Source organism: Kineosporia corallincola, from assembly GCF_018499875.1.
Classification (GTDB): domain Bacteria; phylum Actinomycetota; class Actinomycetes; order Actinomycetales; family Kineosporiaceae; genus Kineosporia; species Kineosporia corallincola.
Genome location: NZ_JAHBAY010000006.1, coordinates 43,109 through 58,608 on the forward strand (window position 1 = coordinate 43,109; position 15,500 = coordinate 58,608).

General features: G+C 73.0%; 10 protein-coding genes. 2 read left to right on the plus strand and 8 right to left on the minus strand.

The window, feature by feature from the left end; translation table 11 throughout:
* Nucleotides 1-70: 70 nt before the first annotated feature.
* Complete coding sequence (locus tag KIH74_RS15485; protein ID WP_214156641.1) at nt 71-1,063, minus strand: glycosyltransferase family 2 protein; 993 nt, start codon at nt 1,061-1,063, stop codon at nt 71-73.
* A 92-nt stretch (nt 1,064-1,155) separates the two neighbouring features.
* Nucleotides 1,156-3,399: a hypothetical protein gene (locus tag KIH74_RS15490; protein WP_214156642.1), complete on the minus strand. Its 2,244-nt coding sequence runs from the start codon at nt 3,397-3,399 to the stop codon at nt 1,156-1,158.
* Nucleotides 3,400-3,476: 77 nt separating this feature from the next.
* On the opposite strand from KIH74_RS15490, the gene KIH74_RS15495 reads away from it, so the two are divergent.
* The gene (locus KIH74_RS15495; protein WP_214156643.1) at nt 3,477-4,244 is read left to right on the plus strand and encodes a TIGR03089 family protein; all 768 of its coding nucleotides are present in this window, start codon (nt 3,477-3,479) and stop codon (nt 4,242-4,244) included.
* Nucleotides 4,245-4,326: 82 nt separating this feature from the next.
* Here KIH74_RS15495 and KIH74_RS15500 read toward each other — a convergent pair whose 3' ends face one another.
* The 6 genes from KIH74_RS15500 to KIH74_RS15525 form a co-directional block, all read right to left on the minus strand.
* Entirely contained in the window at nt 4,327-5,652 is a 1,326-nt protein-coding gene (locus KIH74_RS15500; protein ID WP_214156644.1) for a SpoIID/LytB domain-containing protein, read from the minus strand.
* Nucleotides 5,653-5,952: 300 nt separating this feature from the next.
* On the minus strand, nt 5,953-8,391 hold the full coding sequence (locus tag KIH74_RS37760) for a peptidoglycan recognition protein family protein (protein WP_214156645.1): 2,439 nt from the start codon (nt 8,389-8,391) through the stop codon (nt 5,953-5,955).
* A 158-nt stretch (nt 8,392-8,549) separates the two neighbouring features.
* Nucleotides 8,550-9,653: a class I SAM-dependent methyltransferase gene (locus tag KIH74_RS15510; protein WP_214156646.1), complete on the minus strand. Its 1,104-nt coding sequence runs from the start codon at nt 9,651-9,653 to the stop codon at nt 8,550-8,552.
* Entirely contained in the window at nt 9,650-10,789 is a 1,140-nt protein-coding gene (gene wecB, locus KIH74_RS15515; RefSeq protein ID WP_246572474.1) for a non-hydrolyzing UDP-N-acetylglucosamine 2-epimerase, read from the minus strand. The genes KIH74_RS15510 and wecB overlap by 4 nt, the downstream gene beginning before the upstream one ends.
* Nucleotides 10,786-12,048: a glycosyltransferase gene (locus KIH74_RS15520; RefSeq protein WP_214156648.1), complete on the minus strand. Its 1,263-nt coding sequence runs from the start codon at nt 12,046-12,048 to the stop codon at nt 10,786-10,788. Before KIH74_RS15520 ends, wecB begins: the two co-directional genes overlap by 4 nt.
* The gene (locus KIH74_RS15525; protein WP_214156649.1) at nt 12,048-13,679 is read right to left on the minus strand and encodes a glycosyltransferase family 4 protein; all 1,632 of its coding nucleotides are present in this window, start codon (nt 13,677-13,679) and stop codon (nt 12,048-12,050) included. The genes KIH74_RS15520 and KIH74_RS15525 overlap by 1 nt, the downstream gene beginning before the upstream one ends.
* A gap of 217 nt (nt 13,680-13,896) precedes the next feature.
* Here KIH74_RS15525 and KIH74_RS15530 point away from each other — a divergent pair, with 217 nt between their 5' ends.
* The gene (locus KIH74_RS15530; RefSeq protein WP_214156650.1) at nt 13,897-15,405 is read left to right on the plus strand and encodes a hypothetical protein; all 1,509 of its coding nucleotides are present in this window, start codon (nt 13,897-13,899) and stop codon (nt 15,403-15,405) included.
* The last annotated feature ends 95 nt before the right edge of the window (nt 15,406-15,500 follow it).

The following is a 15,500-nucleotide window of genomic DNA, read 5'->3' on the forward strand; positions in this document are numbered from 1 at the left end:
GGGAGTTACGGGTGGAACGAGGGCCGGCGAGCCGGGGCGCCGTGCATCGTGCCGAACGGGGCGCCATGCCTCAGCCCTCGTGCACGCCGGGGTCGAGCGCGCTGTCGCCACGCGAGCGCACGATCAGGTCGGCCAGCAGGCCCATGCTGGCGATCAGCAGACCGGCGATGACCAGCAGCAGGGTGTTGGCCGGGAAGTAGAACGGGTGCCGGACCATGTCGACGACGCCCTTGACGAACCCGATGCCGAGCAGCCAGAGGGCCAGCGGCATGAGCACTTTCAGCGGCTCGAAGTACATGATCATCCGCAGCACCTGGAGGATGTAGCGGTAGGCGTCGCGGGTGAAGTGGAACTTGGACTTACCGGCCCGCTTGGCGTAGTCGATCGGCAGGTAGTACACGTCGTGCTGGTTCTGGAGGAACGACAGCGTGATCGTGGTGACGCAGGAGAACCCGGCCGGCAGCAGCCGCAGGTAGGGCAGCGACACCGAGCGCCGGAACGCCCGCAGGCCGGAGTTCAGGTCGGGGATCTTCTGGTTGCTCAGCCGCTCGGCGATCTTGCGGATCAGCCACTTGGCGGGCATGCGCAGCCACTTGTGCGTGCCCTCCTCGGTGAGCCGGGCCCCGACCACCTGGTCGTAGCTCGGGTCGGCGAGCAGCAGGTTGACCAGCTCGGGGATGCGCTCGTTCGGGTAGCTCATGTCGGCGTCGGTCCACACCACGATCTCGCCGCGGGCCCGCGTGGTGCCGATCCGCCGGACCGTGCCCGAACCGCCGTTACGGCGGAACGCCATCACCTTGACGTGCGGCATGCGCGGGGCGGCCTCGCGCAGCACGGCCAGGGTGTTGTCGGTGCTCGCGTCGTCGATCGCCAGGACCTCGTAGCTGAGCCCGGACGCGTCCATGGCGGCCGTGATGCGTTCCAGCTCGGCCAGGACATGGTCTTGCTCGTTGTAGCAGGGCAGCACGATGGTCGCCGTCACCCCGCCCGGTTCGGGCGCGACCGGCTGACCGATCGGCTGGGAAGACGTCGGGGTCTGCGGGGCCACGGGCGAAGCACTCATCGACGCTGAGGTTACCCGCTGCCGGAGCACGTATCGGACGCCGTCCGGTCAGCTGTGGATAACGGTTGGGACGCCATCTCCTGTGGACCGGCTCAGGAGACGCCGGTGGCGTCGGCCAGCCAGACGTCGATGTCGAGTTCGTCCTCACCGTCCGGCACCCGGGTCAGGTGGCGCTGGTCCTCGATCGTCTCCAGGTCGACCACCTGCCGCGAGGTCAGCCCGAGCGCCTCGATCACGGCCTCGCCCTCGGGGGTGCCGGCCAGCAGCACCGGGCGGTTCCCGGCCGCGGCGATCCGCGCCACGATCGGCCGCACCACCTCGGCCACCGCGGCGGTGTCGTTGATGTCGGTGATCTTCACCGAGGCCGAGGGCCGGTCGCAGACCCCGCGCACCACCTGCGGCCACTCGTTGGCCGCCCGGTTGTCCAGGGCCAGAACCACGTCGTTCGCACCGAGCTCCGCACAGACCTTCTGCACCGCGGCCACCTCACCCTTCTCGGTGCGCTGCCCGGCCAGCGGCTGGGTGGCGAGCCACGGCGGCAGCAGCAGGACCACGGCGGCCACGGCCACCGCACCGGTGCCCGCCCAGGGCCGGCTGCGCCGGACCCGGCGCGTCACCCAGGTGGCCGCGGCGGTGGCGGCCACCACGAAGGCCGGGATCACCATCGTCACCATGCGCCGGTCGGCCCACGGGTGGTCGGGGGTGATGCCGGGCCGGTACAGCGTGAGCAGGGTGCTGCCGAAGGCGATCACGGCGGGGCCGAGCCAGAACGGCACCCCCGCCGTGCGGCCCTCGAGCATGGACGACGAGGAGCCCCGCGCCGCCGAGTTCAGCCACCACCGGCCCACGGCCGCCGCCAGCGCGGCGAACACCAGCCAGCCCGCGATCACGACCACCGGCCCGGCGTACCAGCTGATCCAGTTCAGGCTGTGCTCGGCGTAGGTGCGGCCGCCGTCCACGGCCAGCCCCTGGAGCAGCTGGAGCCCGGCCACCACGCGGGAACCGGGGTCGTCGGGGTCCTGGCGGGTGATCATGAACAGCGGGCGGGCGGCCAGCACCACGCCGACCAGGGCGGTCGCCCCGGCCAGCAGCCACGGCCAGCGGTTCTGCCAGGCCGGCGAGGTGAGCCGGGCACCGAGCGCCGGGGCCGGACGGCCCTCCAGGCGCCGGGCCACGAGCACCACGGCCAGGCTGCCCAGCCCGAGCACCACGCCGCCGCCGATCAGCGGGATCAGGCTGGCCGAGATGGTGCCCAGGTAGGGCCGCGACAGCCAGACCGCGGGAATCGCCGCGACCGCGGTGCTGCCGAGCGCGCCCAGCACCAGGGGGCGGGTGGCCGGGTGCCGGCGCAGCGCCAGCACGGCCGCCACCGGCAGCAGCAGCGAGACCTCGCGCAGGCCGTCGATGCGGAACAGCCCGGCCAGGCCGAAGGCCAGGCCGGCGGCCAGGCCGATCCGCCGGGCCAGCCGCGGGTCGTCCGTGCCGTGCACCCCGGGGATCAGGAAACCCTTGACCCGCAGCGGGTTACCGGCCGTCACGGCGTCGGCCAGCAGCGCGCAGGCGACGGTGACGAGGAGCAGGGCGATCGGCTCGGAGTAGGTGGAGCGGGCGGCGTGCAGCACCGGCTGGCTGAGCACCAGCGCCGCGGTGGCGAGCACCGCCCAGCGCGGGCCGAGCAGCCGGGCCACCAGCCCGGCGAAGCCCAGCATCGCCAGGGCCGAGCAGATCGCCGGCATCACCAGCACGCCGTTCCAGCCCGCGGCCCACCAGCCCAGCGAGTACACCGAGGGGGCACCGAGCAGGAACTGCGGCACGATGTCGACACTGGTGCCCGCGGCCCCGGCGCTGCCGTGCACCACCTGGTAGTAGGCCGGGCTGGAGAGCCGGAACGCCGGGTCGGTCAGCGCCGCGCTCCCGCCGAACGCCTCCAGCCAGGACGGGATCGGCAGTCCGTGCCGGGTCGCGATCCACTGCGTGTACAGGGCGTACGAACCGGCGTCGCGGCGCAGCACGACGTGCTCGGCGTGGGTCAGCGCGGCCCACACCCCGTGCCCGGCGGCGATCGCCACCACCGCGGGCGCCACCCAGGCCGGCGCCGCGGTGGCGGGCACGAACCGCACCAGCCGGACCGAGGCGGCGAGGGCGATCACCAGCAGCGGCACGACCAGCCAGGGGATCCAGCCGCCGAACGGCACCAGCACCGCGGCCAGCAACCCGGTGAACGCCAGGAAGCAGGCGGCGAGCGGCCCGGAGCGGGCCAGCACCACGCCGGACAGCCGCTCCCCCCGGCTGCCGGGGGGACGCTCGTCGGGGACGTCGTGGGTCTGCGGGGTCACGATGCGCAAACCTACGAGATCTCCCCAGGACCCCCGCCACCCGACCCGGTCCCGTCCGTGCCGCATAGGGTTCCGCCATGACCGGAAACGCCCCCGCGGACGTCGCCGCGCTGATGTCGTCCCTGCTCGCCACGGACCCGGGCCGGCCCCGGGTGACCTGGTACGGGCCGGATTCCGAGCGCGTCGAGTTCTCCGCGAAGACGCTGGGCAACTGGGTGTCCAAGACCGCGAACCTGCTGGTGCAGGAGCTGGACTGCGAGCCGGGCTCGGTGGTCGGGATCGCGCTGCCGGTGCACTGGCGCAGCGTGGCCTGGCTGCTGGCCGCCTGGTCGGTGGGGGTGCACGCGGTGGTGTTCGACGAAGACCTCGGGCCCGCCCGCACCGATCTGGCGTTCGACGTGCTGGTCACCGACCGGCCCTCCGCGCCGCCGCAGGGCGGGGCGCAGGCCGAGCTGGTGGTGGTGGCCCTGCCCTCACTGGCCACCCGCTGGACCGGCGACGTGCCGCCCGGCGCCATCGACGCCGCCGCCGAGATCCGTCTCCAGCCGGACGTGTTCACGCCCTACGCGCTGCCCGCCCCGACCCTCCCGGCACTGACCACCGGCGAGCTCACGGTGTCGTACGGCGACCTGCTCACCCAGGCCCGCACCGCCGCGGGCGACCCGGGCACCCGGCTGCTGACCGGCGCCGGGCCGTCCCGCGCGATCGAGGCCTATCTCGCTCCGCTGGTGGCCGGCGGCTCGGTGGTGCTGCACCACGACCTGACCGGTCTGTCCCAGGACCGGCGCGATCACCTGATCGCCCAGGAACAGATCACGGCCACGGACCTGGGCCCGGCGCTGTAGGACGCCGGAGCTCACGTCGTCCCCGAACAAAACCGCGTGCCGCCCCCGGGGAGCCGGGAGCGGCACGCGAGCGGGAACCGGCTCACCCGAAGGTGAACCCCGGCGACCGCAGCCCGAGCCGATAGCGCGCGTCGGCGCCGGTGAACGTTCTGGTCACCTTCTCGCCGTCGATCTTTCCGGTGACCCGCACGCCCTGGAGGCGCTGGAGGCTGCCGCGGTCGGCGACGCTCCACGAGCTGACCGAGTCGAAGCCGAACTTCTTCGCGAAGGCCTTCTTCGTCATCCCGACGCTCCAGCTGCGGTACGGGTTGGTGGACGCGGCGTCCCAGCGGCTGTCGTCCACGCCCTTCAGATAGCTGATCTGGTAGCGACCCCAGACGTATTCGCGGTTCTCGGTGTAGCCGCCCATCGACGACGAGTACAGCGCCTCGATCGTGTTGCCCGCGGCGTCCACGATCACCTGCCCGTTCGTGGCGGCGACGGCCTTGCGCCAGTTGCCGCCGTACTGCGCGTCCACCGACTCCACCGCCCAGCCCTTGTACACCTGGTCGTAGGTGCCGGCGGTGAGCACGTAGGCCTGGGCCGCGGCACTGTACTTCCGGCTGAGGAAGGTGCGGGCGGCCACGGTCTGCGCCTTCAGCGCCTCGATCGGCCAGGACACCGGCACCTCGCCCAGGCCCGTCAGGTACTTCTGCACGGCGCTGGTGCCGCCGGAGGCCCGGATCGTCTCGGTGACCGCGATGCCCGCCGTGGAACCCACGAAACGGGCTGTGTCGTAACGGGTGCTGAGTGCGGAGCTGCCGCCGTAGGGGTGCAGCGCCACCACGGTGCCGGAGTGCGCGGCCGACATCACCCCGGCGTTCGGCACGAACATCCGCCGCTTCCCGGTGTGGTCGAACAGGGCGATGCCCGGGCGGCTGTTGATGGTCTTGCGCCCGACCGTCCAGCTGGTGCCCTGCGGCTGCACCACCGAGCGGGTGCTGCTGGCCCAGCGCACCGAACCGGTCTCGGCGTCGAGCACCGACTTCGAGGCCCCGGTCGCGAGGTTCAGCACGACCGGCGCGTCGAGCTGCCGCTTCGCCAGCGAGGCGTCGTAGTAGTACGTCTTCAGGATGGTCTTGTAACCGCAGCCCAGCCGGGCGGCCCCCTGGGCGCCGTACTGGCTCATGCCCATGCCGTGCCCCCAGCCGTGGCCGTAGATCTTCACGGCCCCCTTCGGCTGCGTGGCCGGGGTGAGCGCGGCGCCGCCGGGCGCCGGGCAGCTTCTCGCCGCCGCGACCGGGGCCGCGACCGGGGCCGCGACCGGGGCCGCGACCGGGACAGTGGCGGCGTGGGCGGTGGTGCTTCCCGCCATCACGGCGAGTGCGGTTCCCAGGACGGTCAAGGCGATCGAGCGGGGACGGCGCATCGGGCAGGACTCCCTCGAGTTATGGACACAAGGGTGGCCGGCCTTCGAAAGCCTCAGCCGGCCACGCCGGATCCATCGGCCGCGTCCGTGCTCGGGTGAGGGGGGCACGCCGGTGACCGTCGTCCGGCGTAACCCCGTCAGGGCGTGGGCAGAGGCCGCGAACCGGTGGATACCGGAGTTCGGCAGCACGAGCCCTGTCGCCCGGAGAGAGCAGTCCACCACTCTCCCGGCGCTTCCTGGGGTGTCTCGGAGCTACCGGTCGGGAACTTGATCGTCCGCGTTCGGGTGATGCCGGAACTCTCAGCGCACGTAGCCGATCACGTCCACCCGCACCCCGGTCGCGCCCACGCTGTTGAGCAGGGTGACGGCCCCGGCCTCGCCGACCGGCACGAGCACCTGGTTGGACCGGGTGTCGCCCTGCCCCACCCGCAGCGCCGCGGTGCCGGTGGGCAGGCCGCCCCACGGGTACACGTCGAGTGCGGTGTCGGAGCCGGGCCGGTCGGCGGTCAGCGTGAGCAGCACCGCCGTGGCCGGTTCCGGCACGGTCAGCTTCTTCGGCCTGCCCTGCTGGAGAGTGGCGTCGGTGAGCAGGGTGGGCTTCACCGGCGTGAACCTGCCGGTGGCCGTCGCCGCCACCACGCCCCGCACGTCGAGCACCGCCTCCACCGCGGCGCCCGGGTTGCTCAGCGTCAGCTGCCCGTTCACCACCGGGACGACGGCCAGGTCGTCCACGCTCTCCCCCTTCCGGAACACCAGCGTGGGCAGTTCTCCCGGACCGGCCGTGAGGGTGCCCGCACCGCCCGGCTGGATCACCGAGACGTCCACCAGCACGGCCCCGATCTGCCCGGCCGGGATGCCGCCGAGCGTGGCGGGCAACGTCACGGTGCGGGTTCCGGTCACCGGCTCCCGCAGAATCCGGGTGCCCTCGACCGCCGTCAGCGGGGTGCCGGACTCCGTGTAGTAGCCCACCACGTCCGCCGTCAGCTCGGTCACCCCGCGGGCGTTGCCCACCGAGACCGAGCCGTCCGCACCGACTCTCGTGGTCACCAAGGTGGAACGGGTGACGCCCGCGGCCACGCCCGCCACCGGCCGGGCCGAGGTGCGGCCGGTCGGGTAGACGGTGAGGGCGGTGGCCTCGGTGGAGCACGAGGCGGTCAGGTCGAGCACCACCGCGGTGACGCCCGCGGCGGGCACACCGGCCTGCCCGAGCACCGGGATGCGGGCGTGTCCGCCCGGCCCGAGCCCGTTCCCGGTGCGGCTGTCGTAGATCCTCGCCGGGGTGAGCGGCACGTAACCGCCGGCTCCGCCCGAGGGCGTCGCGGCCGGCGGGGCGGGTTGCGGCGCGGGCGTGATCAGGACGTTCTTCACCACCGGCGTGGCCTGGCCCTGGTGTGAGGACGACGTGAGCGTGAGCGTGTACCGCCCCGGGCGGGCGGTCGCGCCGCCGGCCACCCTGCCGTCCCAGGTGGCCGTGATCTCCTCCCCCGCGGCCACGGACCCGGTGACCCGGGCCACCCGCCCGCCGTTGCAGGGCGCCTCCACGTCGAGCCGCCAGCTCTGCCGGCGCAGGGCCCGGGCCGTGACGGTGAGCGGATCGCCCTGCCGCACATTGGTCTTCGGCACGGTCGGGTTGATCAGCGCGGCCTGCATCAGGGCCGTCACCCGGGACCGGATCGAGGGCAGGTAGGGGTAGAGGTACCGGCCCGGGCAGGCGGTGAAACCGGTGTTGCGGTGGCCCATGATCACCGGCAGCGTCACGGTGCGGCCGGCCGGGTAGCGCGCGGTGCCGCCGCCGGCCGAGGTCAGCCGTGTGCTGCCCTTCGGATCACGGTGGTACCGACCGAGTTTCCAGGCGAAGATGCGGGCCACGGCGTTGACCGCGGCGGCACTCGGGCGCGCGGTGTCGTAGTTGCCGATCACCGCCACGCCGAACGTGCCGGTGTTGAAACCGCCCGCGTGGGCACCGATCACGGCCCGGTCCAGTCCTCCGGCACGGCCCTCCCAGATCCGGCCGAACCGGTCGACCAGGGCGTTGTAGCCGATGTCGCACCAGCCCCGGGACAGGTGGTAGGCGTAGTCGCCGCGGATGATCGCGGGCACCTGGCTCGCGCTGTACCCGTTCTTGCCGGCGGTGTGGTGCATCACCGCGGCCCTGATCGTGGAACCGTACTCCGGCGAGCAGTTCACCCGGGACTCGTCGGCGCCCCACTGGGTGCGCGTCACCACCGTGGGTGTGCCCGCCGCCGCCCCCTGGATGCCGGCCGCCACCTGGTCGTAGCCCGAGCTCCCCGGGTCGACCAGCTCGAGTTTCAGGTCGTCCGGCAGCTTTCCGGACCTGACCACGATCTTCGCCTGCACGCCGTCGCTCGGCCCGACCCAGGCCGGGTCGGTGCCGCCGCGCACGTCCCTCGTGGCCACCACGTCGTCACCGGCGTCGCCGTCCAGGTGCTCCCACCCGCTCCACGTCCCCTCGTGCCGGGTGCGCACCGAGATCTCCAGGTCCGGCGTCAGGTCCCGGCCCTTCCAGGTCACCCCGACGGTCTGGAACCTCCCGGTCGGCCGCTTCGCCGTGAGAACGACCGGTTTTACCCCGGCTGTCGAGATTGCCTGCCCCAGAGCCAACTTCGTCACCGTCGGGGCGACGGCGGTGGGTTCGGTGACGGCGCCACCGGTTTCGTCGGGAGGAACCAGCGCGTGGGCGGGGGCCGGCGCGGCCAGTGCCAGGAGCGCGGAGAGCAAAACGGCTTTTCGAAATACTTTTCGCATGGGGAAGAGACCTCAAGACAGCAGAATTCACGGTGGGTTCGAGACAACCACTCAACGTAATTCCGCCGACTGATCACCATCCCCCGTCCACCCGAGCCCGGTGACCGGTGGGGGCGGGGACGATCGGCCGGTCAGGCAGGTTTGCGCAACACCATCAGCAGGTAGTCGCGGCGCAGGTCGGTGCGGGGGTAGCGGCCCAGCACGTCTTCGAAGCGGGAGTAGAAGTCCTCGTCGATCGGCGTCTCGGTGAACGCGCGGTGCGCCACCTCGAAGCCCAGCAGGTCGGCGTAGTACTCGTAATGCAGCCAGCTCAGCCGGTTCACCCAGGCGTGGCCGATCGGCTCACGGCCGTTCGCCACGTCCCACTCACGCACCACCTGATCGGTGAACAGCAGGTGCGGCCAGGGGAACCAGATGTCGCGGTAGCGGTGCGAAGCCTGCGGGCCGGCGTGCAGATTCGCCCGGATCCAGGCCAGACCGCCCGGCCGCAGCAGGTCGTAGGTGGCCTTCAGCATGGCGTACGGATGCGTGACGTGCTCCCACACGGTGAACGACAGCACCCGGTCGAACGAGTTCGGCTCGTACGGACTGCCCTCGGCCAGGTCGGCGCACTCGAAGTGCACCCGCTCGCCCGCCAGCTGGTCCCACGGCCGGTACTGCGTCACGTCCACGCCGTGCGCGTCACAGCCCAGGTTGTGTGCCAGCGACCAGACCTCGAAACCGTTGCCGCAGCCGATCTCCAGCGTGCGCAGACCGGCCAGGCCGACCATGTCGTTCACCCAGCGCACCCGCCGCCGGGCCGCCTCCGCCAGCGCGGTGTCGCTGTAAGACGGCGGGTTCGGCACGATCCGGCGGTCCCGGTACTCGGCGTTCAGCTGCTCCAGCAGGTCGATGTCGTACTTCTGCCCGGCGCCCGCACCGGTCTGGTAGAGACTGCGCACCGGCCGCCCCGAACCGGAGATGCCCTGCGGCATCGCCCATTCCGCTTCTTCCGGCAGAGAAGTGACGGCGGGTAGACCGGTCGGCCTGCGAATCATCGCGCCGGGCAAGGGCTTCGGGGGCGCCACCGGCTCGACCGGTTTCACCGGTTTCGCCGGCCTGACCGGCGGGGGCGGCCGGCGACCGGTGACCAGATCACGGACGGCGAGGGCCGCGCGGATCGCGGCCTCGTCCCGCGGTTCCGGCAGGGTGCGCAGCCCTCGCAGCACCCGGCCCCGCCAGCCCTCCGGGGTCATCCGGAAACCACCTGTGAAGCAGGTTCTTTCGGAAGCGTCACGGGCGTCCGGGAGTCGAGCCAGGTGATGATCACCTCGGCGATCCGCCGTCCGGCCGCGCCGTCCCACAGCGGGGGCCTGCGCTCCGGCGGTGCGGGACGGACCGGGGCCGGGGCCCCCAGCACCTGGTCCAGGGCGGCCGGCACGCCCTCCACCGTGACCAGGCGGTTGGTGCCGTGGGTGATGGTGACCGGCCGCTCGGTGTTCGGCCGCATGGTCAGGCAGGGCACGCCGAGCACGGTCGCCTCTTCCTGCACCCCACCGGAATCGGTGAGAACGGCCGCGGCCCCCCGCACCAGACCCAGAAAAGCGCTGTAGGGCAACGGTTCGCACACGACGATACCGGTGGACGACGAAAGACCGGCCGCCTCCAGCCCGGCCCGGCCCCGGGGGTGCAGCGGGATCACCACCGGCATCCGCCCGGCCACCTCGTGCAGCATCGCCACCAGCCGCGCCACCGCGGCCGGGTCGTCCACGTTGGCCGGACGGTGCAGCGTGGCCACCAGGTAGTCGCCGGTCAGGCCGTGCCGGGCCCGGGCCGCGGCCTCGTCGAAACGGTCGAGGTGCTTCACCAGGGTGTCGATCATCGGGTTTCCGGTGAAGTGGATGCGGTCGGCCGGCACGCCCTCCCGGGCCAGGTGCCCGACCGCGTCGGCGCTGGTCACCAGCAGCAGGTCGGACAGCTGGTCGGTGACCCGGCGGTTGACCTCCTCCGGCATGGTCATGTCGAAGCTGCGCAGCCCGGCCTCCACGTGCGCCACCGGGATCAGCAGCTTGGCCGCCACCAGGGTGGCCGCCAGGGTGGAGTTGATGTCGCCGTAGACCACCACCAGGTCGGGCCGCTGCCGGGTGAAAACCTCTTCCAGGCCGACCATCACGGCGGCGGTCTGGGCCGCGTGGCTGCCCGACCCGGCGCCGAGATCGATGTCCGGCTCGGGCAGGCCGAGCTCGTCGAAGAACACCCGGCTGAGCCGGTCGTCGTAGTGCTGCCCGGTGTGCACCAGTACCTGGTTGACCCGGCCGCGCAGCGCCTCCAGCACCGGCGCGGCCTTGGGAAAGTTCGGCCGCGCGCCGGTGACGTGCACGATTCGCCTCATCCGCCGGCCCCCGGCGGGATGCCCGCCGCCACCCCGGACAGCGGGCCCAGGTCGACGGAGATCTCGGCGACCGGTGCCGAGCCGGGCACCACGCCGGTGTCGGCCCAGGCCCGCATGTCCGCGGCGAACCGCTCACTCACCACCGTCCGGTCGATCCGCCGGCCGGCGGCCGCGGCAGCCCGGTCCAGCGCCGCGAAATCCGCTTCCAGGCAACCGAACACGGCCTCGGTCAGGGCCCCCACCCCGTCCGGCCGGTAAACCAGGGCGGCGCCGCCCTCCACCACCGGCAGCGAACCGGAGTTCGACGGCAGCAGCACCGGGCGGCCGAAGGTCAGCGCCAGGGCCAGCACCCCGGAGTTCAGCGAGCGCCGGTAGGGCAGGGCGACCAGGTCGGCCGCCCGCATCAGCACCTGGATGTCGGCGTCCGGCACCTGGGCGGGCAGCAGCCGCACCGCCGGGTGGGCAGCGGCCGCGGCGACGAAGTCTCTGGTCTCCGGGGCGTCGTCGGGTTTTCCGGCCACGATCAGCACGATCCGGCCCGGCCGTGCGCGGGACACCCGGTCCACCGCCTCCAGCAGATCGGCGATGCCCTTGTAGGGCTTCACCGCGCCGGTCAGCAGCAGCGCCACGGCCCCGTCGTCGATGCGCAGCCGGCGCCGGGCCTCGGCCCGCGACACCCAGTCCGGGTACACCCCCTGGTAGCCGGGATGGTCGCAGCGGTAGACCTTCTCGGGCGGCAGCTCGAACCAGTCGCCGACCGCCTCCGGGGTGCGCGGGCTCATCACGTGCACCAGGTCGGCGCGCTCCACCACCTGCTCGCGCAGCCGCACCTCCTGGGCCTCGAACCGGGTGTCGTGCGGCAGCACGTTGTGCACCGTCCAGACCAGCCGGGCCCCACGCTCCCTCAGCGTGTCGAGCAGCTCGGTGTGCCGGTCCACCGCCTGGTTCGCGGCCCGGTCGTCACCGGCCCTGGCCAGCACCTGGTTGAGCCAGTGCAGGTGCACCACCAGCGGCACGTCGCCGGGCCAGCCGCGGGTGGTGGTGATCAGGTCGGTGGCCCGGAAGGTGGGGACGGCCACCAGGTTGCGTGCCGTGAACCGGCTGTAGAGCACGCTCTGGAAGGGGTTTCCGGTGTAGTACGGGGTGAACGGCCAGACCACCGGATCCGGGCCGTCGACCGGCGTGCGGGCCAGGGCGGAGAAGGTCTCGGCCGACCAGGCCTCGGTGCTCTGGTCGCGGCCGGGCATCGAGATCAGCATCAGCGCGTCCTCTCCGCGTGGCGTTCGGCGGCGAACCGGTACACCGCGTCGAAGGCCCGGCCGTTCCCGGCCCAGGTGCGCTCGCGGCGCACCCAGTCCGCCGCCTCCGCAGCACGTTTCACCAGTTCTTCGGGGTGCCCGGCGAGCTGTGCCACCACCTCGGCCAGCGCCCCGGCGTCGCCCGCCCGGAACACCGCGGCCCGCCCGTGCCCCGGCCCGGCGATCTCGACCAGCGCGGGCAGATCACTCACCAGCACCGGGATCTCCATGGCCATGGCCTCGAACGGCTTCATCGGCGACACCATGCGCCCGGCCCGCTCGGGCACCCGCGGCACCACGAACAGGTCGATCTGGGCGTACCACTGCGGTACCTCGTCGAACGGCACCGACCCGGCGAACACCGCGGCGCCGCCGAGACCGAGATCCGCCGCCAGCGCCTCCAGTTCGGCCCGGCGCCGGCCGTCGCCGACCAGCAGCACGCTGACCGGCAGGCCCTGGGCGCGCAGCAGCGCGGCGGCCGACAGCAGCACCTCCTGGCCCTCGCGGAAGTGGTCCAGGTTGCTGATGTAGCCGAGCACGAACGTGTCGTCCAGGCCGAGTCGCGCCCGCAGCCGCGGATCCCGCGATCGGGGCTGGAAGCGTTCCAGGTCAACGGCATTCGGGATGACGAACACCCGGTCCTCGGGCACCCCGTGGCCGTGCACGATCTCCTCGCGCATCGGGCCGCTGAGGGTGACCACGGCGTCGGCCGCGTGCATCGCCCGGGTCTCCGCGGCGAACCGGCGGCGGTAGTACTCGGCATGCTCGGCGTAGCGCTCGTCGGCGGTCCAGGTGGTCTCGAAGAACGAGCGCACCTCGTAGATCCAGGGCAGCCCGGCCCAGTCGGACAGCGCCTCGCCCACCACGCCGAGGTCGTAACCGCGGTGGCCGGACCCGGCGTGCAGCACCTCCGGCCGCACCCGGGCCAGCTGCCGGGCGAACGTGGTGGTGGTGAGCTGCACGTACTCCTCCCAGGTCACCGCGGACAGCTGCGGCGCGCCGGGCATCACGTGGTGGTACTCGATGTCGTCGACCAGGCAGGAGCGGCCCTCGCCGAACCCGGGGAGGGTGACGGCCACCGGGTCGCGCCCGGCACCCCGCACGGCGAGCAGGGTTTCGTGGGTCCGGGTGCAGTAGCCGTTGTTGCGGTGCGGCATCGACTCCTTGGCCAGGTAGAGCACCCGGCCGGGCAGCGGATCGGCGAGCCGGGCCGGGCGGGCCCCGGGCACGACCGGCCGCCAGCCCGGGTCGGTCTCCACCAGCCGACCCTGCACCGAGCGCTGGAGCCGCACGTTCTTGCCGCTGGGGGCGGTCATCGCCAGCCGGGACGCCTCGGCCACCGCGTCGGACAGCTGCCCGGTGCGGGCCAGCAGCTGGGTGCGCAGCCGGGCCACCCGCATGTCGGTGGGCGAGCGCCGGGCCGCGTCGTGCAGCAGACGCAGCGCGTCGTCGTGGCGCTTGTCCCGGTCACGGCGCACCGCCGCGGCGGTCTCCGCGTAGGTGATGGCGATCCGGGCGGCCCGGCGGCCACGTCGCGGCACCGCCCTGAACTGACGCCTGAGCCTGCGCCGCCAGTGGGCGAGCGCTCCCATCCGGGACTCTCCTCGAGGTATCGACGATGCCAACGGGTGCCGACGGGTGCCGACGCGCATCGTCACGGGATGCACCGGCTCTGCGACGGCCCAGTCTGCCGTATGTTGGGCCCCACCACCGCGACCGAGGGCCCGCCCCTCCGAACGGCCGAGGTGGCATCACACTGATGTTCCGAATATCGGCTCCAGATGAAGATGAGGACGGCGACCTCACTCCATGCGCACCGGACCGCCCACGGTGGTGTTGGCCACCACCAACGGCAAGGGGATGGGACACCTGTCCCGCCAGCTTGCCCTCGCCCTCGCCTCGCTCGGCGGGATGGACCCGGTGATCTTCTCGCTGTCCTCGGCGGTCACCGTGGTCAACCAGTACGGCATGCGTGCCGAGTGGGCTCCCGGCTCGCAACGCAGACAGGTGCCGCGCCGGCACTGGGACGCCTACCTGGCCGAGCGGATCACCGCCCTGGTCACCGAGACCAACGCCAGCGCCTTCGTCTTCGACGGCGTCTACCCCTACGACGGGGTGCTGCGGGCGCTGCGACGGATGCCCGACGTGCCGTTCATCTGGAGCCGGCGGGCGATGTGGAAGAAGGGCGCGGGCTCCCGGGCCCTGCGCTACCGCCGGCTGTTCGCCGCCGTGCTGGAGCCGGGCGACCTGGCCTCGGCCGGCGACGTGGGCCGCACGGTGTATCTCGAGGACGCCCGCCGGGTCGGCCCGATCACGCTGGTCGGCCAGGTGCCGCAGCTGAGCCGCGAGCAGGCGATCGAGGAGCTCGACCTCGACCCGGACCGGCCCCGCCTGCTGCTCACCCTGGGCAGCAGCAAGCGCAGCGACCTGTACGCCGCCCACCAGCGCACCGTGGAGCAGTTCACCGCGGCCGGCTGGCAGGTGGTGGTCACCTCGTCGCCGTTGCGCGGCCGGGCCAAGTCGGCCGCCGGGCCCAAGCAGATCTCGGTCTTCCCGCTGGTGCGCTACCTGCGGGCGTTCGACGCGGCGGTGTCGGCCAGCGGCTACAACGCCGTGCACGAACTGCTCTACTCGGCCGTGCCCACGCTGCTGGTGCCGAACGCCGACGCGATCACCGACGACCAGCGCACCCGGGCCCGCATCGTCGGCAACACCGGGCTGGCGCTGGCCGCCGACCCGGACCGGCCGCGCGAGTTCGACGCCGCGCTGGAGCGCCTGCTGGACCACCGGGTGCGCGATCGGCTCGCCGCCTCGTGCCGCGACCTCGACCCGCCGACCGGCGCCACCGAGGCGGCCCGTGCGGTGATCGGCCTGGCCGCGGTCGGCGTGCCCGCCGGCGAGCGGATGGAGGCGGCCTCGCTGCACGCCCAGCGCTTCGCCCGCCGGGTGGTCGGCCGGGCGCTGCCGCCGGCCGTGGCCAACCTGGTGGGTCGCCCGCCCCGGCTCGCCCGGCCGGGCGACCTGCGCGGCCCGCTCCAGGTCAGTCCCCTGCTGGCACCTGGTCTGGCGGGTGTGCCGCAGATCGGCGGCGACCAGCTGCTGGTCACCGACGCGCTCACGCCGGGCCTGTTCGACGGGCGCTACGTGGAGCATCTGCTCCCCGGGGCGAGCGACGACTACGTGCGTGCCCGGGCGGAGATCGCCGCGCGCTACTACCGGCTGGCACCGCCGTCCTCGCCCGGCATCGAGACCGGCGAGGCAATCCTGGCGAAGAGTGACGAAAGGGACTGGAGCAAACTCGGCTGGCCTGCGTCTTGACCTGCATTTGATTACTGCGCGCCGCACTAATGCGCACAGCGTGTCACAATTCAACCCGGGCGCCGCAGGAGCCTGGACGTGAGGATCCGGCGCCC